Genomic DNA, 19,468 nt, shown 5'->3' with positions numbered 1-19,468 from the left:
GGGGGAGCCTGTTGAGGCACCCGCCGCCGTGGTGAGAAGCGCATCCTCAGAGGGGGGAGGAGAGGATTACCGCGCTAGGGACGCGGTTGCGCTTACAAGTTCCGGATAGCCGCGGCCCGACCGCAGAGTCCATGCATATAAAAGCTATAGTAACGCCGGATCGCGCGGTCGCCCTAGGAGTGTTTCCGAAACATTTCTCGAGAGGCGATTCCGATGAACACGAGGCATTTGACGATCGCGCTGATGCTGAGCGCGGCAGCGCTGTCCGCCTGCACCAAGCGGGTTCCGCCGCAGACCGCCGACACCATCCCCGACGCCGGCCCCGGCGGCGACTATAATGGCGGCGAACAGGACGATCCGGGTCTGCGCGCGCTCCAGTCTGCACTGGTTGCGGCGGCAGGCAGCGACCGCGTCTTCTTCAACTTCGACGCCTATACCCTGTCGCCGGAGGCCCGCGCCACGCTGACCCGCCAGGCCGCCTGGCTGCGCCAGAACCCGCGCGTCGGCTTCTCGATCGAGGGTCATGCCGACGAACGCGGCACGCGCGAGTACAACCTAGCCCTGGGCGATCGCCGCGCCCGCGCCGCCGCCGAGTTCCTGATCCTTCAGGGAATAGACCGCACGCGGATCAGCACCCTGTCCTATGGCAAGGAGCGTCCCGATGCGCTTGGGTCGGACGAGCAATCCTATGCCCGCAACCGCCGCGCGGTCTCGATCGTGATCCGCAACTAAGGTCACTCCGAACCGAACAGGCGTCTGACTGAAAAGCTCATCTCCCCGGAGGAAGAGGGGGACCAGCCGCAGGCTGGTGGAGAGGGGGTATCCCAAAACGATCACTTGCTGGCGGATACGCCCCACCCGCCCGCTCGCCCGATCTTGCGGTCTTTCGGCCGCGCTGAAAATTTGCGCCAGCCCGTGCGTGAGCCGAGCGAGCCGGCTCGGGTGGGTCGCTGACATTCGTCGTGATCGGATCTAGCCTTCCCGCATGAACGCCGACGACCCGTTTGCGAGCCGGATGCGCATCCTCGATGCCCTGCTGGAGGAATGCCGCCAGCATCAGCCCTTTGCCGGTAACATGGTGCGGGACACATCCAATCGGTCGGCGCGCGATTGGCCATGGTGGAGCGTCCAGGTCGAGCGGACGACCGAAGACGGAGCCGACACGTGCAGGGTCAGCGCCACGGTTCGACTGAACGCGACCCAGGCAAGCGAGCCCGGTTCCTATGAAGGGCAGTGGCTCGCCCGCATCTGGCAGGGCGTGAGCACCGATAGCTTCCGCGCCAAGGGCGGCTGGCCGTTACCCTGGACGCAGCCCTCTTCACAGGATCTGCGGGACGCGGTGGCTGCCCTGCTCGAAGCAGGGAAGGCCGCAATCGCCGAAGCCCGGCGACCGCCGCAATAGCACCGCGTGGCTGGGCTGCGGCTCAGTGCGTCCAGTCGAGCGTCAGCGTCTCGAAATGCCAGCGACGCTGCTCGGCCGTCGCACCATCGACGTCGTTGACACGGCGAAGCACGGCCTCGCCCTCGATCCGCACCGGGCGCCCGTCCTTGTCGGTGCCGGTGATCGACACCGGTGCGTTGTAATAGCTTGATCCGGCAGCACCCTCGATCGTGCCGGAGGGGACGGCGACCGTGATCCGGTCAAGATCGGCGAACAGCCTGGCGAAAGCAGTGCGGCTCCATTTGCGCTGGTCGGCCGGGCTCAACAACGCCCAGGCCCGGTCGAACTGCTTCTGCTCGATCGATCGGGCAAAGCCGAGCAGGACATTGCGCGCCCCCTTCTCGCCGCGCTCCGCTTCTGGCGTGAGTTCGGGCACGACGGCAGCATCCGCGCTCGGAGCCGGGGACGGCGTTACCTCCGGGCGTGCGGGCGACGGCGTCGGCGCAGCAACAGGCGTCGGCTGAATCGTCGGGGTGGAACGATTGCCATCCTCAGGCGGCTGCGCGCGCTCGCAACCGACGAGCAAAAGCGCGGGCAGCCATGCGGCGTGAAGGGCGATGCGAGTCATTCAGGCAAAACCCGGCAAGCGCGACGAACGTTCCTGCCGAGGCACCAAGCCATGACCAACTCAGCAATGCCATTCTCGCAAGCGCAACCCAGTCCCCCTCCCGCTTGCGGGAGGGGTTAGGGGAGGGCCTGTCCGCTAGAGGACATCATATTCTGACACGCCCTCCCCCGGCCCCTCCCGCAAGCGGGAGGGGGGATCAGAGCCCTTATCTGTCCGGCGGCCCGTCGCGACAACGTGCGCTGGCAAATGCTGGCAATGCGGGCCGCGACACGTCACTATGGGCTAGGGTACGGAGCCTATCGCGCCCAGCGACCTGTGGGGGATATATGCCATGAGAACTGCCGCAAGACTCAGCGCGCTTGCATCGGTGATGCTGATGACGATGGCATTCGGCATCGCCAGTGCCTCCGCGCAGACCGGGGCGCCCGAGGCTCCCGGCAGACGGGAGTTTGCCAGCGACACGGAACTGCGCGCTCAGATCGAGACGATGCTGGCGGAGATGAAGCCCGACCAGGGCTTCATGTGGCGGCCGCTGGTACGGGACGGCGCGCGGATCGCAGCACTCGAGATCTGGAAAAAGCCCGGCCGCCCCGCGGTTCATCCGGACGAGGCGGAATATGCGATCGTCATCGAGGGCAACGGAACGCTGGTGTCGGGCGGTACGCTGGTCGATGCGGCGCCCCGCAATGCGACGCTGGTGGAAGGAAGCCGGATCGAGAACGGGACGACCCGGACGCTGGGGCCCGGCGATGTCATCCTGGTACCGGCCGGCGTGCCGCACTGGTTCGGGATCACCGGCGAGCGGCTGGTCCTGCTGGGGATCAAGCTGCCCGGGAAGTGATCGAGGCGATCGTGCCGCTGCGGAGACGTGCGCGCCCTACCCCCGCTTCACGCCTAGCAGCGCCAGGCCGAAGCCGATGAAGATCGTGCCGCTGATCCGGTCGAATGCACGCCGGACCGACGGGCGCCGCAGATAGTGTGACAGGCCGCGCCCGCCCAGCGCATAGACTGCGTACCAGAAGCTCTCGATCACCGCGAAAGTGCCGACCAGGATCGCGAACTGCGGCACCTGCGGCGCGGCAGGGTTGATGAACTGGGGGAAGAAGGCGGCGGCGAACAGCAGCAGCTTGGGATTGCTGATCCCGATCGCGAAGCCGCCGCGAAACGCCGCGAGCGAGGACACCGCAGGCGGCATCGGCCCCTCGCCCACATCGATCGGTGCCGCCGCGTTGCGCCACGCCTTGATCCCCAGCCAGACCAGATAGGCGACGCCGACGTAGCGCAGCACCTCGAACGCGCCCGGCAGCGCGAGCAGCAGCGTGGTGAGGCCCGCCGCCGAGGCGCTGAGTGCGGCAACGATCGACAGCAGGCATCCCGCCATTGCGGCGACGCTGCGCTTCAGCCCCGAATCCACGCTGCGCGACAGGATGTGGAGCATGTTCGGCCCGGGCGTTCCCGACAACAGGAACACCGCGGCTGCGAACAGCCACCAATTGTGAAGCGTCATCCCAGCACCCGCACCGTCAGCATGCCGGCGGCCTAGTCGCAGGCAGCCCCTGCATCACGTGAAATCGACGCGCAGGGGCAGATCGGTCAGAAGATGAAGCCGCCCAGCCAGAGGCGAACGAACCCGATGATGAGCACGACGAGGTTGAGGTTGCGACCGCTATTGCTGTCCGACAGGGCACCCAGCGCGACACCAACCACAGCGACCGGGATCACCAGATAGTTGAGCCAGCCCAGCAGCGGGATCAGTCCGACAAGCATCACCGGAAACGCGACAACGCCGAACAGGATCGAGACGAGGTTAAGCATCGACGGACAGGCCCTAGATAGTGTATTATTTATACAATACAGTGAGAGACCCGACCGGGTCAAGCACCGAGCATTTGTTGTACGACCGTATAACAGCGTCGTCCTGCGATCGTGACGTTGGCGTATCAACGGCGCACCGCCGGACGCGGTTCCGCTGCCTGTTTAGGATTTCTTAACCCCGACCCGCGATGAACGAACGCTGGATCAGGAGCGCTTTCATGATCGCCCGGCTCGGCTTTTACCTTCTCGTCATCCTGCCGCTGGCACTGGCGGGCTGACCGCCCGCCGCGGCGAGAGAGCCGCGCGGTCGATCGACCAGCCAGTCAGGCATTATGATCGGCCGCCATCGCTGAACTGCTAGACCGCGTCGTGTAGATGGCGCTGAAGATAGCGTGTCATCAATGCGATACTGGCCGCGGCCTTCCCGTCCAGTGGTCGCTGGTCCAGCGCGACGATCTCTTCCTGGACGATCGGGCCGCGCGCGATGGCCCATTCGATATCGTTCGTATAGTTCTCGGGCGGGATCGCGCCGAATTCGAGCAACTGGACATCGACCCCCTGGCCCATGCCAAGCTGGAACCGCTCGTCCGCGGCGTAGCGCGCCATGAAGCCGCCGATCGTGGCGATATCGCCACCATTGGCCTGCACCGCCTCCAGCCAGATGCGCGCCTTGGCGGTTTCGCTCAGGCGGGTGCCGGTCAGCCGACTGGTGATCGCGCCGACGACACCATGCGCGAAGCCGACAAGATAGGGATCGCGCCAGAAGGCCGCAGCATCGACCTGCCGCTGACCCTCGCAGAAATGGCGCAGGACCCGCACTTCCTGGATCGCCCGCTGCCGAATGGCCGCCTTCTTCCCAAATCCGAACATCACTCTCCCCCCTTGTCTTCGCATGCTGGGACCGCCCGGGTCATCGCGCAAGCCCGTGGTTCCCCTTTGCCGCGTTCCGCGCTAGGCGCTGGCGATGTTCAATCTCCTCCTCGTGATGCTGGGCGGGGCCGTCGGGTCCGGCGCGCGGTATCTGGTCGGGCGCGGCGCGGTGCTGTGGCTCGGGCCGGGCTACCCCTGGGGAACGCTGGCGGTGAACCTCGTCGGCGGGCTTGCCATGGGGCTGCTTGCGGGCAGCCTGACGCGGCTGGGCGAGGGCGGCGAGACGTGGCGGCTGCTGATCGGCGTGGGGCTGCTGGGCGGGTTCACGACCTTCTCGGCCTTTTCGCTCGACGTGGTCGCGATGCTTCAGCGCGGCGACTGGGGGTTGGCGATCGGTTATATTTCGGCATCGGTGATCGGTTCGGTCGCGGCGGTGGCGGCAGGATTCTGGATAGCGACGATGATGACGACGAGGACGCTGGCATGAGCGGCAATGAGGGCGAGGTGCGGCAGTTCACCGTCGCGCTGGACGATGACGGCATCCGGCTGGACCGCTGGTTCAAGCGGCATCTGCCCGATGCCAGCTTCAACATCGTGTCGCGCTGGGCGCGCACCGGCCAGCTGCGCGTCGATGGCGCACGCGCCACGCCGGGCGAGCGGATCGCGGCGGGCCAGGTGATCCGAGTCCCACCCGCCGAGCCGGTGAAGCAGGCGCCGGCAATGGCCGCGCGGCCGAAAAAGCCGCGCGTCCAGCTGAGCGACGAGCAGGTCGAGTTCGCGCAGGACATGGTCATCCACAAGGATGCCAGCGCGCTGGTGCTCAACAAGCCCCCGGGCCTGGCGACGCAGGGCGGCACGGGCACGACCGAGCATGTCGACGGCCTGCTCGACGCGCTCCAGTTCGACCTGGAAAGCCGGCCGAAGCTGGTCCACCGGCTCGACAAGGATACGTCGGGCGCATTGCTGGTCGCGCGCACGCCGCGCGCCGCCGCCTTCTTCTCCAAGAGCTTTTCGGGGCGCACCGCCAAGAAGCTCTACTGGGCGCTGGTGGTCGGCGTGCCGCGGATCGAGGATGGCTGGATCGACCTGCCGATCGCCAAACAGCCGGGCACCGGCGGCGAGAAGATGCAGGTCGACGAGGCCGAGGGCCAGCCGGCGCGCACCCGCTACCGGGTGATCGAACAGGCAGGCAACCGCGCCGCCTGGGTCGAGCTGCAGCCGCATACCGGGCGCACGCACCAGCTGCGCGTGCACATGGCGGCGATCGGTCACCCGATCGTCGGCGACGGCAAATATGGCATGCAGGAATCCTTCCTGACCGGCGGGATCAGCCGCAAGATGCACCTGCACGCGCGGCGTATCCGCATCGATCATCCCGATGGCGGCAAGCTGGACGTGACCGCCGAACTGCCGCGCCACATTGCAGAATCGATGGCAACGCTGGGCTTCGACCTGTCGCTGGGCGACCAGCTCCCGATGGAGGACGCCCCACCCCCCAGCCGCGAGCAGCAGAAGATCTGGGCCAAGCAGCACGCCAAGACGGTGCGCAAGGAACGCAAGGGCGAACGGCGCGGGCGCGGCGGCGCAGCCTCGACCAGCTCCCGCAGCGGCCCCGCCGGGAAGCCCGCGGGCGGCAGCCGCAAGCCGGGTAGCGCGAGCCGGCCGACGGGCGGCAGGCCCAGCGGCGGCAAGCCCGGCGGCCGACCCGGGGGCTCGGGCGGCGGGCGCGGCGGACAGGGCTGATGCATCCCAACGCGGCCTTTCGCTGGGAAGACCGCGATGCGATGCGCGCCTTCGTCCGCGAGTCGGGCTTCGGCACGCTGTTCCTCGGCACGCCCGACGGGCCGCGCGCGGTTCAGGTGCCGGTGGTGTGGCTGGACGACACGACGCTGGGCATCCATGTCGCGCGGGGCAATGCGGTCACCCGGCACCTGGACGGCGCCACCGCGCTGTTCACCGTGCTGGGCCCCGACGCCTATATCAGCCCCGACTGGTACGACACCGGCCCCGACGAGGTGCCGACCTGGAACTATGTCGCGGTCGAGCTGGAAGGCCGCATGGCGCGGATGGACCGTGACGCGCTGATCGCGCAGGTCGATGCGCTGAGCCACGAGTTCGAGGCAAGGCTGGCGCCCAAGCCCGAATGGACCCGCGCCAAGACCGACCCGAAGCGGATCGACGCGATGCTGAACGCGATCGTCGGCTTCCGCATGGAGGTGCTGGACTGGCGCGGCACCCGCAAGCTGGGCCAGAACAAGCGCGAAGCCGCCCGCCTGGCCGCCGCCGATGCGCTGGCGGTACAAGGCGGCACGGCGATGGCGCAGCGGATGCGTGACGCGGGTTGAGGGGCGGTCCTGCCTTGGCTCTGCCAGTCCCCCTGGGAGGTGGCAGCAACCTTTCGCAAACGCGCGTCGAAGCGCAGGTGGTGAAGCCGAACGGCGCCTTCGCCAGACTTTCTCGCCGGAGATCGGTCCGTTCCGGCGAAAGATGTTTAGCGCCCGATTGATCCGCGGCAGCTCCCTCGCCAGACACGGAACGACCGAGGGGATACATGCTTCAATATTCTATCGCCGCCACGATCGCGATCACCGCGCTATCCACACCTTCTTCCGCCCAGGAACGAGTTGGCAACTGGGGAGTCGTGAAAGGAAGTAACGGATGCGCGCTGATAAACGGTCGGTCCGAAACGGGACTGACGATTCTGGGCGTCAATCGTGCTTCCGATCTCGGTTTTATCAGCGTGATGGACGATCGGTTTGCGTCCATTCGCGAGGGTCAGTACTATGAAGTGACGGTGACCTTCAGAAGCCGCACGGGCGAGATCGCCTGGTCCTTGCCAAACATCACCGCCACTGGCCTCAGAAAGGAAGGCTCGAACGGCGAAGCCGGCGTGGTTGGATTTGCCATCTATGTCGGCGGTGACGAATTATACGAGGCAATTTCCGCAAGTTCGAACATCGCGATCGAGCGTCAAGGCAAATCGGTCCTCAGGCTAGACTATCGCGACGGCCCGGCGCTCGCCGCCTTCCTGAGATCGTGCAGGCAAGAATAGGGAGCCGCCAGATGAAGATAACACAAGAGCCCAAGCTTGACCGCGGCGTCGCGCCCCAGCGCTGCGCCGCGCTCGATGCTACGGGCATTCACCTCTAGCCTCGTCGCGGATTTCATTTGTCGGCTGAGCGCACCTCGCGAAGTCGATCCGTTTCGGCGACGACCGCTATGGCCGTGGATTGATCCTGAAGAAGAACCGGGCCAGACACGGAACAGAAGGGGGACGTATGTTGGCATTTGTGATCGCTGCGGCGATAGCTGCGGCCGCGCGCGTTGGAGTGGAAGTGCAGACGCCAACGGTTCCGGGCTGGACGCTGACCTTCGACGAAGTATGCATGGCTAAACAGGTCTATGGCCCTGGGGCGATGATTGTCTTTGTCTATGAGCCCAAGGGCAAAATTGCCGGCCTTACCGTCGTCGATGCGAAGTTCGCGTCGATTGTCGAAGGGCGCGAATATCGTCTCTCGGTCGACTTTCTCCACGGATCGAATGCCCAGACCCAGCGCTGGCGTGACGTGCCGGCGATTGGCACCAGGATCAAGAGCAAGCCGGCATTCATGATTATGTCCCCCGGCGACAAGATGCTGGACGCTCTCTCCGGTAGCCTGGGCCTCGTGATCCAGCGCAATGGCAAGATGGCGCTGATGCACGCCTATGCGGGAAGTGAGGAGGTCGCGGGCTTTCTGCGGCGTTGCCCCCAAATCTATGGCGGAGGCTCAAGGTGAGGTGCACGACGCCGTCGCGCCACAGCGCCAGGGTCCGCGCTGTTTCAACAGTGATCGTCGCGATGGTGAGCTTCGCGCAGACTGCGTGCGCTCAACAAGCCCAACAGAATCATCAGGTCGAGCAGGAACCGCTCGACACGGGGGCCTGGGAGTTGCGCACGTCTCGGGACGGATGCTGGGCAACGCTGACCAACGAGGATGGCGCGACGCTGGAAATGTCGTGGAAGCAGGGCCGATCCTGGCTTGCGGTCATGGTACGTGACGCCAAGTTCAAGTCGATCGTCGACGGGCAGACCTATCAGGTCGAACAGCGGTTTCGACCTGCCGGCGAGACTGAAGACATTCGCACCTCACTGGAGGTGGACGGAGCGATCAAGGACGGCGAGCCGGGCTTTGTCCTGGTGACCAATGCCGAGCCCTATCTGGGCGCCATCGCGATGGCCGACAGACTGGCCTATTATCGCAACGATCGGCTGCTTGCCGCCTTCGATCTGAAGCGAAATCCGAATCTCGCTCCGGCGTTCGACATGTGCCAGCAAATCTATGAGCCCTGATCGCGGACCGGTTTCCAGCTCCTGCTGCCTCACAGGCCGGCTGGCGCCCATGTCGCGAGTGGCCCGAAGGTCCTGTACCCAAGCGAAAAGGAAACCGTCATGCTGATCGCCGCACTTGTTTCGACAGTGCTCGCGGTGTCGGGGCCCATGCAGAAGGGCAGTTTCGGCAATTGGAGCGTCGGTCCCGCGGACGGCGCCTGTATCCTCGCCACGTCCTTCGGCGAAGGCGGCGATTTCGCGATTTTCCATGACGCGAAGAAGGGGACGGTGCTGGTGCTGGTGGCGGACCCGGTCTTCCGGTCGATCGTCGATCGCAAGAGTTACCCGCTCACCATCAACCTCTTCCGGGGCAACACGCGCGATCCCGAATGGGGAAGCATCACCGGTCACGGCGTAGTGAACGACGGCCATCGCGGTTTCGCCTTTCGCGCCGATGCGGCGTTTCTGGACAGCCTGGTAAAGGCGTCACGGCTGCAATTCACCCGCGGCACGACTAGCGTTGCCGATATTCCGCTCGACAAGGATATCAAGCCTGCCGTCGCGTATCTCGAGCGCTGTGCAAGGATCCGGGCGGGTCTGCCGGGCGGCCCCTTGGACTGACGCGCCCGCCCTCAGTCCAAGGGACCTCGTTGCCGCGACCATGACCCCGGCCTAAAGCCCGCGCATGAATCGGCTCGCGATCTTCGACTGCGACGGCACGCTTGCGGACAGCCAGGTCAATATCTGCCGCGCGATGGAGGAATGTTTCGTCGGCGCCCGGCTGGAGCCGCCGCCGCGCGCGGCGATCCGGCGGATCGTGGGGCTCAGCCTGGTGCCGGCGATCGCGCTGTTGCTGCCCGAGGGCGAGGCGGCGCTGCACGAGGCGATGGCGGAGGATTACAAGCGCGCCTTTCGAGCGATGCGGCAGGACGGGCGGCTCGACCCCGAACCGCTGTTCGACGGCATCGCCGAGGCGATCGACGCGCTGGACGCGGCCGGCTGGCTGCTGGGCGTGGCGACCGGCAAGTCCGATCGGGGCCTGAACCTGCTGCTCGCCCACCACGGAATCGACCGGCGCTTCGTGACGCTGCAGACCGCCGACCGCCACCCGTCCAAGCCGCATCCCTCGATGATCGAGGCGGCAATGGCCGAGGCGGGCGCTTCGCCGGAGACGACGGTGATGATCGGCGACACCAGTTTCGACATGGCGATGGGCCGCGCCGCCGGCACGCACGCCCTGGGTGTTGCATGGGGCTACCACACCGCGCATGATCTGGTCGAGGCGGGCGCGCATCACGTCGTCGAGTCCGCGCACGCCCTGCCGGGGCATCTGGAGGCGTTATGACCATGACCGAAGCCGACGCGCTGGCGCGCAAGCGTTACTATCTGATCGCAGGGGTGAATCTGCTGGGTGCGGCCGGTGCCTTTTTCGGGCTGGTGCTGGCGGGCCGATCGACCGACTGGTACGGCCAGGTGCTTGGCGGCGCGATCGTGCTGTCGGCATTGTACGTCATGGCGGTCGTGCCCCGCGCGATGGCCCGCAGATGGAAGAGTCCTCCCGAGGCATGAAGCGGTTCTGGAAGCAGGTCGATATCGACAATCGCGGCATCGCGCTGGACGGGCGCCCGGTGCGGACACCCGGCCGGACCCCGCTGGTGCTGCCGACCGAGACCCTGGCCGAGGCCGTGGCCGAGGAATGGCGCGCGGTGGGCGAGACGATCGACCCGCGCGCGATGCCGCTGACCGGACTTTCGAACGCCGCGATCGACCGGATCGCCCCTGATCGCGAGCGCTTCGCCGCCGGCCTCGCCGCCTATGGCGAGAGCGACCTGCTCTATTACCGCGCCGACATGCCCGAGCCGCTGGTCGAACGCCAGATCGCGCACTGGGACCCGCTGCTCGACTGGGCGCGCGGCCGCTATGACGTGCATTTCGAGACCGCGACGGGCGTCATGCACAAGGCCCAGCCCGAAGCGACGGTTGCGCGCCTGTCCGACGCGGTCGCCGCACTCGACCCCTTCCGCCTCGCCGGCCTGTCTCCCCTCGTCACCGTCAGCGGATCGCTGGTCGCGGCCCTCGCCCTGCTGGAAGGCGCTGCCGACCCCGAAACGATATGGACCGCGGCGCAAGTCGACGAGGCGTGGCAGGCCGAGATGTGGGGCGAGGACGAACTTTTGACGAAGGCGCGCGATGCGAAGCGCTCCGACTTCGATGCGGGCGTGCGGTTCCTGAGCCTGCTCGGCTGAATCCGGCCCTCACCCGGCAGACGCGTTGAACCGAGCGCTCACCGCAGCCGCCAGCGCTCGAGTTGTTCCAGCACATCCGCCGCGATCTGCTCGGCGGTGAAGCCGGTCAGGTTGCGGTAGCGGGTGCCGTCGCCGGCCTGACCTGCCATCATCCAACTGAGGCTGCGGCGGCCCTCGGGCGCATCCAGCGCGGTATAGGCGGGCAAGGGACGCGAGCGCGGCGCCAGGCGATAGACGAAGGGCTGAGCCTCGCCGAGGCGGATCGTCAGCGTCGCACCGTCGTCGTCGCGGTCGACGCTCGCATTGGTCAGCCCCTCCTCGCGCATCGCGTCATGGACCGACTGGAGCGCCGGCACGCCGAAGCGCTCGATCTGTTTGGCGATATCGGCGCGGGTGGCGGGCACCAGCAGCCGCTTGATCCGCTCGGCGATCGACGGCCCCTCCTCCTGCGACAGGGTCTCGCCTTCCAGATCGGCCTTGGTCTGGCGCAGCAGCCCATAGGCGAGCAGCAGCATGATGAAGCAGAAGGGCAAGGCCGCCAGCAGGGTCGCGGCCTGAAGCGCGCCCAGCCCGCCCGCCAGCAACAGCGCGGTGGCAGTCACCGCCAGCAGGATGCACCAGTAGATGCGCTGCCAGCGCGGCGTATCCTCTTTCCCACCCGAGGCAAGCGTATCGATCACGAGCGCGCCCGAATCCGCCGAGGTGACGAAGAACACGCCGACGAGCAGGATGGCCAGTGCCGAGGTAAAGCCGGCGCCGGGCAGATAGGCGAGGAACTTGAACAGCGCGGTCGACAGGTCGGCCTGCACCGCGCGGGCGATGTCGCCCGCGGCCACGCCCAGGTCGAGCGAGATCGCGGTGTTGCCGAACACCGTCATCCACAGAAAGGTGAAGGCAGTCGGCACGAACAGAACGCCGATCACGAACTCGCGCACCGTACGCCCGCGCGAGATGCGGGCGATGAACATGCCGACGAAGGGCGACCAGGCGATCCACCAGGCCCAGTAGAACAAGGTCCAGTTGGCCATCCACGCCCGCGGTTCATAGGCGTAGAGGGTGAAGGTGCGCTTCACGAAATGATCGAGATACAGTCCGAAATTCTGGATCAGCGCGCGCAGCAGGAACAGCGTGGGGCCCGAGAACAGGACGAACAGCATCAGTAGGATGGCGAGGACCAGGTTCAGCTCGGACAGACGACGAATGCCGCGATCGGCGCCGCTGAGCACCGACAGGGTCGCCGCGCCCATCACCACGGCGATCACGATCACCTTCAGCGTGTTGGTGTCGGCGAGGCCGTAGTTCCAGGCGAGTCCGGCGGTCATCTGCGACACGCCGAAGCCGAGCGAGGTGGCGACGCCGAACACCGTGCCGCAGATCGCGAAAATGTCGATCGCATCGCCCAGCGGGCCGTTGATCCGCTTGCCCAGGATCGGCGACAGGCCCGACCGCATCGTCAGCGGCAATCCCTTGCGATAGGTGAAATAGGCGAGGCTGAGCCCGACCAGCGCATAGATCGCCCAGGCGTGGACGCCATAATGGTGGAAGGTGATCGCCATCGCCTCGCGCGCAGCCAGGATGGTGCCGCTCTCGACGTCGGGCGGCGAGATATAATGCTGGATCGGCTCGGCCACCGCGAAATACATCAGCCCGATGCCCATTCCCGCGGCGAACAGCATCGCCAGCCACGACACATAGGGGAAATCGGGCTCGGCATCGTCGGGGCCCAGCTTCAGCTTGCCCGCCGGGCCGAAGCCAAGGATCAGCACGATGACCAGGAACGCCGCGACCGAGGCGACGTAGAACCAGCCGAACGTGTCGATCGTCCAGCTCTGCGCCGCGTGGAACGCGACATCCGCCGTGCCCGGCATGGCGATCGTGCCGATCATCAACAGGGCGACGACCGCCGAGGCGCCCCAGAACACCCGCGGCTTCATGCTGCTCTTGATCATGCTGCGTCGGGCTCCGGGCGGGTTGGCGGCGGTGAGAAACGCCGGACCCCGCCCAGCGGTTTCATGCCGCTGGCGTATCGACCTTGGCAACTACCGGCTTCGGCAGCGCCCAGGCGAGCACCGCCCCCGCCGCGATCCACGACGCGACGTCGCTGATCCACAGATAGATGAAATATCCCAGTGGCATATGGTTGAAGACCGGCTGACCGAGATCCGAATAGGCCGTCGCCGCGATCGCGATCACCGCGACCAGCTTCAGCCGGCCAGCAAAACTCAGCTGGTGAGCCACCATCCGCAGTGCGATGCCCGCGATCAGCGTGCAGACGATCGCGAGCACCAGCCCGCCGATCAGCGCGCCGCCGTCGGGATTGGCGAAGCCGCTGGTGTTGAAGAACACCATCGCGGTCGGCCCCTGACCGTAAAGCTGGGTGCCGAGCGGTGTGCCGGGCCAAGGAATCGGATAGGCGCCGGTTCCCGTCGGGCCGAGATGCTGGCTGAGCGCCGCCTGCAGCGCCTGGGTCGTCGCGTCGCTGGAGCCTTTCAGCGCCAGCCAGCTGAGCGGGGTTCCCCAGAAGACGAAGCCGACGAGCCACATTGCGACGCCGCCGAGCACACTGCCGAGAATGAGTCTGGGCATGGAATACCTCCCTGTTGGCCGGCCGCGCCGGCCCGAGAGGTTATTTGTTGAGCCCGCGAATGAATCCGATCAAGCCCGTCTGTCGCGACCGCTTGAGCCGTTCGGCCTTCAGGATGGTGTGGACGCAGTCGAAACATTCTTCGACATCGTCATTGACCAGGACATAGTCATAGCCGTCCCAGTGGCTGACCTCGGCATTGGCGCGGGCCATGCGGCGGTCGATCACCTCGATCGAGTCGGTGCCGCGATTGGTCAGCCGCTCGTGCAGGATCTTCATCGACGGAGGCAGGATGAAGACCCGCACAACGTCGCCGCCCATCAGCTGGAACAGCTGCTGCGCGCCCTGCCAGTCGATGTCGAACAGAACGTCGCGGCCCGAGCGCAGCATCGCGTCGACCGGCGCCTTGGGCGTGCCATAGCGCTGGTCGAACACATGCGCCCATTCCAGGAACTCGCGATTGTCGACCATCGACTTGAACGTGTCGGTGTCGGTGAAGTGATAATCCACCCCATCCTTCTCACCCGGGCGGATCGCGCGGGTGGTGTAGGACACCGACATGTCGAGATCGTCATCGGCCGCCAGCAGCTTGCGCGCGATGGTCGACTTGCCCGCGCCAGAAGGCGACGACAGGACGAACAATACGCCACGTCGACGGAAACCATGCGGATCTTCGGGGTGCTCGGCCATGCGCGCTAGTGGCGGAGGAGTCGGTCGCGCGTCAAGCGCGGCGACTCCCCTATTGCCACATCAGCGGTAGCGCGCACTCCGCTTGCGGCCCGACACCAGCCGCCAGAGTCCGATCACGCCCAGCATGACCCAACCGAGCGGCCCCATGCGGGTCACGACCCGCTGAGCCGTGGCGCCAAGGATGGCGCCCTTCACACTGCCGCCGCCGCCACGTCGCGCCATGCGGCTGCCGATCACGGCGCCCAGAATATTGCGGAGCATCTCGTCCCTCCAGATTGTCTTGGAGGATCAACGGCATATAGGCCGCTGCGGTTCCGCGGGTCACGCGTCGCACGGCGAGCATCGCCCCGACTTGCCCTCATTCCGCCGGCTGAACCGCCTCATCGCCGCCGAAGCGGCTCGTCAGGTAGCGCACGAGCAGATAGCCGCCGCCGATCACCGCGGCCGCCGGGATCACGCGCTTGGCGGTTTCGTACACCGCGACGCCCGCGATCGCGCCGAGCGTTCCGCCCTCGCCGTCACGCTGGTCGATCCTGCTGCCGATCCAGCCTGCGATTGCCTTGCCGATCATGATAGTCTCCGCTTGGATGTCGCGGGATAAATCGCGGGAGCGCGCGCGAAGTTCCCCTGCATGCCGTTTGGCCGCCATGGTGGCAGTTTGCCGTGCCTCAATCATGTGGCCGAGGGGAAGCCTCACGTAGGGGCTTGTTGCGCTTCAATATAAAGCCCCGCGCGGTTGATACTGGCGCTTCGGCCGGCGCAGCCCTGTATGCAGCAGCAAGTTTCTTGCCAATGCTCATGAGGCGGGGTATCTATTTCTTTGTGAACTGGCTCCGGCGACTCTCTAGCTTCTTGACGTTTGGGGCGATATTTTGCGCCACATTCGTTATAAGTGGCTGGCAGATGGGCCATATGTCAAACTGGACATATGCAGCAGCAATTTCCTTCACCATACTGATGCTGGGATCGCACCTCGTTGACCGCTACCTGATCGCGCAGTTTTGGGAGCGGGTTGAGCGACTGGAGCACGCATCCGGAAATTCACCAGAACGCTGACGGGTTTTTCCCGGACGGGGCCGCAAGCTGAAGACACGTAGCCGACTTCCGGCATAGCGCTTCAGCGCAGACGCGAGCGCTGGCGCGCCAGTGACCACGCCCTCTCAGCCATACGGCGGCCGCACTGCAGGCGTCGGCACCTTAACTGGCATAACGGTTATGCAAAGGCCGTCCGCCGGTTCCCCAAAGCGAAACCGGCGGCCGGCGCTTGCCTTACTTCCCGACCATCGTCTCCGGACGAACCAGCCGGTCGAAGGTCGGCTCGTCGACCAGGCCGAGCTCAAGCCCGGCTTCCTTCAGCGTCTGGCCCTTCTCATGGGCGTATTTCGCGATTTTGGCGGCATTGTCATAGCCGATCTCGGGCGCCAGCGCGGTGACGAGCATCAGCGAGCGGTCGACCAGGTCCTTGATCTGGCGTTCGTTCGCCTTCAGCCCGTCGACGGTACGGTCGGCGAAGCTGATCATGCCGGTCGACATCAGGTCTATCGAGCGCAGCACGTTCGAGCCGATCAGCGGCTTGAACACGTTCAGCTCCATATGGCCCTGCATGCCGCCGACGGTGACCGCGACATGGTTGCCGATCACCTGGCCGGCGACCATCGTCAGCATCTCGCACTGGGTCGGGTTGACCTTGCCCGGCATGATCGAGCTGCCCGGCTCGTTCGCGGGCAGTTCCAGCTCGCCCAGGCCCGAACGCGGGCCCGAACCCAGCAGGCGGATATCGTTGGCGATCTTGGTCAGCGACACGGCCAGCGTGTTCAGCGTGCCCGACAGGTTGACCAGCTGGTCCTTGGTGCCCAGCGATTCGAACTTGTTCGGTGCAGTGACGAAGGGCAGGCCGGTGATGTTCGCGATCTCGGCCGCAACATCCTCGGCATAGTTGGGCGGCGAGTTCAGCCCGGTGCCGACCGCGGTGCCGCCCAGCGCCAGCTTGAAGATGTCGAGATCGAGCACGCTGGCGAAGCGCGCGCGCGCCGAGGCGAGCATCGCGGCATAGCCCGAGAATTCCTGGCCCAGCGTCAGCGGGGTCGCATCCTGGAGATGGGTGCGGCCGATCTTGACGATATGATCCCAGCCCTTGGCCTTGGCATCCAGCGCGGCGAACAGCCGGTCGAGCGCCGGATAGAGCTTCAGCGTGACACCGCGCGCCGCCGCGATATGCAGCGCGGTGGGGAAGCTGTCGTTCGACGACTGCGCCATGTTGACGTGGTCGTTCGGGTGGACGGGCGACTTGCCGCCGCGCTTGCCGGTCAGGATCTCGTTGGCGCGCCCGGCGATCACCTCGTTGACGTTCATGTTCGTCTGGGTGCCCGAGCCGGTCTGCCAGATGACCAACGGGAACTGGTCGTCCAGCTTGCCGTCGATCACTTCCTGCGCGACCTGGTCGATGACCTTGGCGATCTCGGGATCGAGGCCGTGCTTGACGTTCACCCGCGCCGCAGCCTGCTTCACGATCGCCTGGGCGTGGACGATGCCGATCGGCATGCGCTCCTGCGCGCCGAACGGGAAATTCTCGATAGAACGCTGGGTCTGCGCCGCCCAATAGGCGTCGGCAGGCACTTCGATCGCGCCGATCGAGTCGGTTTCGGTACGGGTCTCGGTCACATCATCCTCCGCGGGAACAGTCGCAGGCGCTCTAGAACCGCAGGGCGCCTTTCGCCAACCCCGCTTTTGCTGCCGGATATCGTCTCGAATGTTACGTTTTGTGAACGGATATTGTCGCCCCCGCCGCTGACCGCCATCTCGCCGAGGCCGGCGATGTGCCGGCGACGTCACCGGCCAATATAGGCCGGGACAGCCGCAGGAGACGTAAGAATGGCCAATCTGTTTGTGGCCGGGCTCGCGCTCGGCATGATCGCGGTGCCGCCCATGGCCGGGCAGTTCGAACACCGTGTCCGCATCGACCATGCCAGCGGGCCGGTCGACGCCCATTACCGCTCGACCGTGAAGGTCGCGACGAAGCAGGTCGGTACCGCGTCCGGTCCCGGCAAGATGTCGACGCTTGCCTGTACCTGGCGCGCCGACGTCACCGTGGAGCGCGAGGCGCGCAATGCCTCGGGCTCGGTCATGCGCCGCTCGATCGAGCGCGACGGCGTGATCGAAGGCCGCCGCGCCGGCTGGTGCAGCACGCACCGCGATTCGATCGACGCAGAGGTCGCCCGGCACGGCGAAACGCTGCGCGGGCATCTGGTCGAAGTTGCCCGGGACGACCATAAGGTCCTCAACGGGGAACTGGACGGATTGCCGAGGTCGACAGGTTGATGAATCGAAGTGTGTTTGCAGTGCTGGCAGGGATCGTGGCGGGTGCCGCGGCCCTGCCGGCCCATGCCCAGTTGGTGACGGGCGGGGTCGAAATCACGAATGACGAAAGCCGCCGCGGCCTGAGCTGGAGCGAGGGTCGCGTGTCGACCTCCGCCGATGCCGCGGTCGACGTGATCGGTATCGTCGACGGGTCCGCGCGCCTCACGATGCTGCGCGGATCGGACCGGCATGGCGGTGCCGACGGGGTGCTCGACCTGGAGGCCGGCACCGGCCTGGGCGCCGGCCCGGTACGGTTCCGCGTCCACGGCACCGGCCATGTGTTCGTCAATGCGGTCGAGCGAATGGACTATCTGGAGCTGGGCGGCAGCGGCAGCTTCACGCTGGGCCCGGTCGAGGTCGATGCCGGGCTGATCTACGCCCCTGACCAGGCGTCGATCGGCGGCGACAATCTCTATCTGAACATGGGCGCGCGGGCGGGTATTCCGACCACCCCGCTGACCGTGTCGGCACGCGTCGGCCGCACCAGCGGCAGCACCGACGACCCCCGCCTCGCCGCCCGGCTGCGTCCGGCGGGCAATTATGCCGATTGGCGGCTGGGCGTCGAATATGTCGCCGCGCCGCTGACGCTGGGGGTCGATTATGTCGGCACCGATATCGACCGGTCGCAGGCGATCGCCTCGCCTTATTCGGACTTCCGCCACACCGGCGACCGCCTGATCGCACGGGCGCGGATCTCGTTCTAGATCAGGGGCTTCCCTCGCGGGAAGGGAGGGAAGCCGATAGCGGGATGTGTCAGTCTCCTTCTCCCCCTGTGGGAGAAGAGTGTCGGGTCGGTCATGCCCCCGGCATGACCTGAACAGCGCGGGGCGCTGTCCACCCGGCACTGGGCCCGAGTGGGAAGGATGAGGGGCATCTACGAAAATAGTAAAGCGGGCGCCTGAAACATCCCCCTCACCCTTCCGCAGCCTGCGGCTGCTCCTTCCCTCTCCCACAGGGGGAGAGGGAATTGAGGAAGAACCCTATCTGAAGCAAAAATCCGCGGCCTGCCGCACCGCCCGCCTCACTTCTTGCGCTTGAAGTCCACCGCGACGACGTTCGATCCGTCCTCGACCGGGGTGACGGTCGGGCCGTCATTCTCGGCCTCGTCATGCGGGTCGGGACCCTCGGGGCCTTCCTGCGCCTGGAAGCGAAGTTCGAAATGTACCGCGGGATCCTGGAAGCCGGTGATCGCCGAGAAGGGGATCGTCAGCGTCGAGGGCACCTGATTGAAGCTCAGCCCGACCGAGAATTTCTGGTCGTCGACGCGCAGGTCCCAGAAGCGATGCTGGAGGACGATCGTCATCTCGTCCGGGAATCGCTCGATCAGCCGCTGCGGGATGTCGACGCCGGGCGCGTGCGTGCGGAAGGTGATGTAGAAATGGTGGCTGCCGGGCAACGCCTGGGTCTGGGCGACGGTGCCGAGCACGCGCCCCACCACCGCGCGCAGGGCTTCCTGCACGATCTCGTCATAGGGAATCAGGCTGTCGGGCACGCTACCAGTCATGCCCCTTGGGTAGCGGCTCGATTTGACGGGTCAAGCGAAGCATGCACGTGCCAAGGATAGGTTGATTTGCTTCGACGCCCGGCG

General features: G+C 66.2%; 26 protein-coding genes. 15 read left to right on the top strand and 11 right to left on the bottom strand.

The annotated features are described in order from the left end of the window. The first annotated feature begins 213 nt into the window (after positions 1–213). Positions 214–732, top strand: coding sequence for a peptidoglycan-associated lipoprotein Pal (gene pal, locus ACZ1H8_RS16310; RefSeq protein WP_465178233.1), 519 nt, complete (start codon positions 214–216; stop codon positions 730–732). Between the two features lie 253 nt (positions 733–985). Further along, a complete protein-coding gene (locus ACZ1H8_RS16305) occupies positions 986–1,402 on the top strand; it encodes a hypothetical protein (RefSeq protein WP_465178232.1) in 417 nt (138 codons plus the stop codon). A 22-nt stretch (positions 1,403–1,424) separates the two neighbouring features. Here ACZ1H8_RS16305 and ACZ1H8_RS16300 read toward each other — a convergent pair whose 3' ends face one another. After that, positions 1,425–1,817 (bottom strand): hypothetical protein, encoded by a 393-nt coding sequence (locus ACZ1H8_RS16300; RefSeq protein ID WP_465178231.1) that lies wholly within the window; start codon positions 1,815–1,817, stop codon positions 1,425–1,427. Positions 1,818–2,379: 562 nt separating this feature from the next. On the opposite strand from ACZ1H8_RS16300, the gene ACZ1H8_RS16295 reads away from it, so the two are divergent. Beyond that, a complete protein-coding gene (locus ACZ1H8_RS16295; RefSeq protein WP_465178230.1) occupies positions 2,380–2,850 on the top strand; it encodes a cupin domain-containing protein in 471 nt (156 codons plus the stop codon). 36 nt (positions 2,851–2,886) lie between these two features. Here the strand turns inward: ACZ1H8_RS16295 and ACZ1H8_RS16290 are convergent, their stop codons facing one another. The 3 genes from ACZ1H8_RS16290 to ACZ1H8_RS16280 all read right to left on the bottom strand — a co-directional run bounded on the left by ACZ1H8_RS16290 (position 2,887) and on the right by ACZ1H8_RS16280 (position 4,694). Next, entirely contained in the window at positions 2,887–3,516 is a 630-nt protein-coding gene (locus ACZ1H8_RS16290) for a LysE family translocator (RefSeq protein WP_465178229.1), read from the bottom strand. 86 nt (positions 3,517–3,602) lie between these two features. After that, on the bottom strand, positions 3,603–3,824 hold the full coding sequence (locus ACZ1H8_RS16285) for a hypothetical protein (RefSeq protein WP_465178228.1): 222 nt from the start codon (positions 3,822–3,824) through the stop codon (positions 3,603–3,605). Between the two features lie 357 nt (positions 3,825–4,181). Beyond that, on the bottom strand, positions 4,182–4,694 hold the full coding sequence (locus tag ACZ1H8_RS16280) for a hypothetical protein (RefSeq protein WP_465178227.1): 513 nt from the start codon (positions 4,692–4,694) through the stop codon (positions 4,182–4,184). Between the two features lie 94 nt (positions 4,695–4,788). Between ACZ1H8_RS16280 and crcB the strand changes: the two genes are divergently transcribed. From crcB to ACZ1H8_RS16230, 10 genes are all read left to right on the top strand, one after another. Next, complete coding sequence (gene crcB, locus ACZ1H8_RS16275) at positions 4,789–5,181, top strand: fluoride efflux transporter CrcB (protein ID WP_465178226.1); 393 nt, start codon at positions 4,789–4,791, stop codon at positions 5,179–5,181. Next, complete coding sequence (locus ACZ1H8_RS16270) at positions 5,178–6,437, top strand: RluA family pseudouridine synthase (protein WP_465178225.1); 1,260 nt, start codon at positions 5,178–5,180, stop codon at positions 6,435–6,437. Before crcB ends, ACZ1H8_RS16270 begins: the two co-directional genes overlap by 4 nt. Continuing rightward, positions 6,437–7,039 (top strand): FMN-binding negative transcriptional regulator, encoded by a 603-nt coding sequence (locus ACZ1H8_RS16265; protein WP_465178224.1) that lies wholly within the window; start codon positions 6,437–6,439, stop codon positions 7,037–7,039. Before ACZ1H8_RS16270 ends, ACZ1H8_RS16265 begins: the two co-directional genes overlap by 1 nt. Positions 7,040–7,245: 206 nt before the next feature. Beyond that, on the top strand, positions 7,246–7,746 hold the full coding sequence (locus ACZ1H8_RS16260; protein ID WP_465178223.1) for a hypothetical protein: 501 nt from the start codon (positions 7,246–7,248) through the stop codon (positions 7,744–7,746). A 178-nt stretch (positions 7,747–7,924) separates the two neighbouring features. After that, positions 7,925–8,470, top strand: coding sequence for a hypothetical protein (locus ACZ1H8_RS16255; RefSeq protein ID WP_465178222.1), 546 nt, complete (start codon positions 7,925–7,927; stop codon positions 8,468–8,470). Between the two features lie 152 nt (positions 8,471–8,622). Further along, positions 8,623–9,024, top strand: a complete 402-nt coding sequence (locus ACZ1H8_RS16250) for a hypothetical protein (RefSeq protein WP_465178221.1) — start codon at positions 8,623–8,625, stop codon at positions 9,022–9,024. A gap of 99 nt (positions 9,025–9,123) precedes the next feature. Then, complete coding sequence (locus tag ACZ1H8_RS16245) at positions 9,124–9,624, top strand: hypothetical protein (RefSeq protein ID WP_465178219.1); 501 nt, start codon at positions 9,124–9,126, stop codon at positions 9,622–9,624. A gap of 64 nt (positions 9,625–9,688) precedes the next feature. After that, positions 9,689–10,348: an HAD-IA family hydrolase gene (locus ACZ1H8_RS16240; RefSeq protein WP_465178218.1), complete on the top strand. Its 660-nt coding sequence runs from the start codon at positions 9,689–9,691 to the stop codon at positions 10,346–10,348. Continuing rightward, positions 10,345–10,572 (top strand): hypothetical protein, encoded by a 228-nt coding sequence (locus ACZ1H8_RS16235; RefSeq protein ID WP_465178217.1) that lies wholly within the window; start codon positions 10,345–10,347, stop codon positions 10,570–10,572. Before ACZ1H8_RS16240 ends, ACZ1H8_RS16235 begins: the two co-directional genes overlap by 4 nt. Further along, positions 10,569–11,249 carry an ATP12 family chaperone protein gene (locus ACZ1H8_RS16230; protein ID WP_465178216.1) on the top strand — a complete coding sequence of 227 codons (681 nt, stop codon included), beginning with the start codon at positions 10,569–10,571 and terminating at the stop codon, positions 11,247–11,249. Before ACZ1H8_RS16235 ends, ACZ1H8_RS16230 begins: the two co-directional genes overlap by 4 nt. 38 nt (positions 11,250–11,287) lie before the next feature. Here the strand turns inward: ACZ1H8_RS16230 and ACZ1H8_RS16225 are convergent, their stop codons facing one another. From ACZ1H8_RS16225 to fumC, 6 genes are all read right to left on the bottom strand, one after another. Beyond that, positions 11,288–13,198, bottom strand: coding sequence for a BCCT family transporter (locus ACZ1H8_RS16225; RefSeq protein ID WP_465178215.1), 1,911 nt, complete (start codon positions 13,196–13,198; stop codon positions 11,288–11,290). 61 nt (positions 13,199–13,259) lie between these two features. Further along, positions 13,260–13,835: a hypothetical protein gene (locus tag ACZ1H8_RS16220; protein ID WP_465178214.1), complete on the bottom strand. Its 576-nt coding sequence runs from the start codon at positions 13,833–13,835 to the stop codon at positions 13,260–13,262. A 40-nt stretch (positions 13,836–13,875) separates the two neighbouring features. Further along, a complete protein-coding gene (gene gmk / locus ACZ1H8_RS16215) occupies positions 13,876–14,523 on the bottom strand; it encodes a guanylate kinase (RefSeq protein ID WP_465178213.1) in 648 nt (215 codons plus the stop codon). Between the two features lie 60 nt (positions 14,524–14,583). Next, positions 14,584–14,784 (bottom strand): hypothetical protein, encoded by a 201-nt coding sequence (locus ACZ1H8_RS16210; protein WP_465178212.1) that lies wholly within the window; start codon positions 14,782–14,784, stop codon positions 14,584–14,586. A 97-nt stretch (positions 14,785–14,881) separates the two neighbouring features. After that, positions 14,882–15,094 carry a hypothetical protein gene (locus ACZ1H8_RS16205; protein WP_465178211.1) on the bottom strand — a complete coding sequence of 71 codons (213 nt, stop codon included), beginning with the start codon at positions 15,092–15,094 and terminating at the stop codon, positions 14,882–14,884. A 698-nt stretch (positions 15,095–15,792) separates the two neighbouring features. After that, on the bottom strand, positions 15,793–17,184 hold the full coding sequence (gene fumC / locus ACZ1H8_RS16200; RefSeq protein WP_110153643.1) for a class II fumarate hydratase: 1,392 nt from the start codon (positions 17,182–17,184) through the stop codon (positions 15,793–15,795). Positions 17,185–17,394: 210 nt separating this feature from the next. On the opposite strand from fumC, the gene ACZ1H8_RS16195 reads away from it, so the two are divergent. Together ACZ1H8_RS16195 and ACZ1H8_RS16190 are read left to right on the top strand one after the other, a co-directional pair. Further along, a complete protein-coding gene (locus ACZ1H8_RS16195; RefSeq protein WP_465178210.1) occupies positions 17,395–17,841 on the top strand; it encodes a hypothetical protein in 447 nt (148 codons plus the stop codon). Continuing rightward, a complete protein-coding gene (locus ACZ1H8_RS16190) occupies positions 17,841–18,584 on the top strand; it encodes a TorF family putative porin (RefSeq protein WP_465178209.1) in 744 nt (247 codons plus the stop codon). Before ACZ1H8_RS16195 ends, ACZ1H8_RS16190 begins: the two co-directional genes overlap by 1 nt. Before the next feature lie 317 nt (positions 18,585–18,901). Here the strand turns inward: ACZ1H8_RS16190 and ACZ1H8_RS16185 are convergent, their stop codons facing one another. Then, entirely contained in the window at positions 18,902–19,384 is a 483-nt protein-coding gene (locus ACZ1H8_RS16185; RefSeq protein ID WP_110153641.1) for an SspB family protein, read from the bottom strand. Positions 19,385–19,468: the final 84 nt, after the last annotated feature.

Source organism: Sphingomonas sp. BL-S-25, from assembly GCF_055521555.1.
The sequence above is the reverse complement of the archived record's forward strand: the minus strand, read 5'-3'. Positions and strand labels throughout refer to the sequence as shown.

What these genes read in the sequence shown, in the direction of transcription:
- pal (WP_465178233.1), top strand. Translation starts at nt 214, where the DNA reads ATGAACACGAGGCATTTGACGATCGCGCTGATGCTGAGCGCGGCAGCG.
- ACZ1H8_RS16305 (WP_465178232.1), top strand. Translation starts at nt 986, where the DNA reads ATGAACGCCGACGACCCGTTTGCGAGCCGGATGCGCATCCTCGATGCC.
- ACZ1H8_RS16295 (WP_465178230.1), top strand. Translation starts at nt 2,380, where the DNA reads ATGCTGATGACGATGGCATTCGGCATCGCCAGTGCCTCCGCGCAGACC.
- ACZ1H8_RS16290 (WP_465178229.1), bottom strand. Translation starts at nt 3,516, where the DNA reads ATGACGCTTCACAATTGGTGGCTGTTCGCAGCCGCGGTGTTCCTGTTG.
- ACZ1H8_RS16285 (WP_465178228.1), bottom strand. Translation starts at nt 3,824, where the DNA reads ATGCTTAACCTCGTCTCGATCCTGTTCGGCGTTGTCGCGTTTCCGGTG.
- ACZ1H8_RS16280 (WP_465178227.1), bottom strand. Translation starts at nt 4,694, where the DNA reads ATGTTCGGATTTGGGAAGAAGGCGGCCATTCGGCAGCGGGCGATCCAG.
- crcB (WP_465178226.1), top strand. Translation starts at nt 4,789, where the DNA reads ATGTTCAATCTCCTCCTCGTGATGCTGGGCGGGGCCGTCGGGTCCGGC.
- ACZ1H8_RS16270 (WP_465178225.1), top strand. Translation starts at nt 5,178, where the DNA reads ATGAGCGGCAATGAGGGCGAGGTGCGGCAGTTCACCGTCGCGCTGGAC.
- ACZ1H8_RS16265 (WP_465178224.1), top strand. Translation starts at nt 6,437, where the DNA reads ATGCATCCCAACGCGGCCTTTCGCTGGGAAGACCGCGATGCGATGCGC.
- ACZ1H8_RS16260 (WP_465178223.1), top strand. Translation starts at nt 7,246, where the DNA reads ATGCTTCAATATTCTATCGCCGCCACGATCGCGATCACCGCGCTATCC.
- ACZ1H8_RS16245 (WP_465178219.1), top strand. Translation starts at nt 9,124, where the DNA reads ATGCTGATCGCCGCACTTGTTTCGACAGTGCTCGCGGTGTCGGGGCCC.
- ACZ1H8_RS16240 (WP_465178218.1), top strand. Translation starts at nt 9,689, where the DNA reads ATGAATCGGCTCGCGATCTTCGACTGCGACGGCACGCTTGCGGACAGC.
- ACZ1H8_RS16235 (WP_465178217.1), top strand. Translation starts at nt 10,345, where the DNA reads ATGACCATGACCGAAGCCGACGCGCTGGCGCGCAAGCGTTACTATCTG.
- ACZ1H8_RS16230 (WP_465178216.1), top strand. Translation starts at nt 10,569, where the DNA reads ATGAAGCGGTTCTGGAAGCAGGTCGATATCGACAATCGCGGCATCGCG.
- ACZ1H8_RS16225 (WP_465178215.1), bottom strand. Translation starts at nt 13,198, where the DNA reads ATGATCAAGAGCAGCATGAAGCCGCGGGTGTTCTGGGGCGCCTCGGCG.
- ACZ1H8_RS16220 (WP_465178214.1), bottom strand. Translation starts at nt 13,835, where the DNA reads ATGCCCAGACTCATTCTCGGCAGTGTGCTCGGCGGCGTCGCAATGTGG.
- gmk (WP_465178213.1), bottom strand. Translation starts at nt 14,523, where the DNA reads ATGGCCGAGCACCCCGAAGATCCGCATGGTTTCCGTCGACGTGGCGTA.
- ACZ1H8_RS16210 (WP_465178212.1), bottom strand. Translation starts at nt 14,784, where the DNA reads ATGCTCCGCAATATTCTGGGCGCCGTGATCGGCAGCCGCATGGCGCGA.
- ACZ1H8_RS16205 (WP_465178211.1), bottom strand. Translation starts at nt 15,094, where the DNA reads ATGATCGGCAAGGCAATCGCAGGCTGGATCGGCAGCAGGATCGACCAG.
- ACZ1H8_RS16195 (WP_465178210.1), top strand. Translation starts at nt 17,395, where the DNA reads ATGGCCAATCTGTTTGTGGCCGGGCTCGCGCTCGGCATGATCGCGGTG.
- ACZ1H8_RS16190 (WP_465178209.1), top strand. Translation starts at nt 17,841, where the DNA reads ATGAATCGAAGTGTGTTTGCAGTGCTGGCAGGGATCGTGGCGGGTGCC.
- ACZ1H8_RS16185 (WP_110153641.1), bottom strand. Translation starts at nt 19,384, where the DNA reads ATGACTGGTAGCGTGCCCGACAGCCTGATTCCCTATGACGAGATCGTG.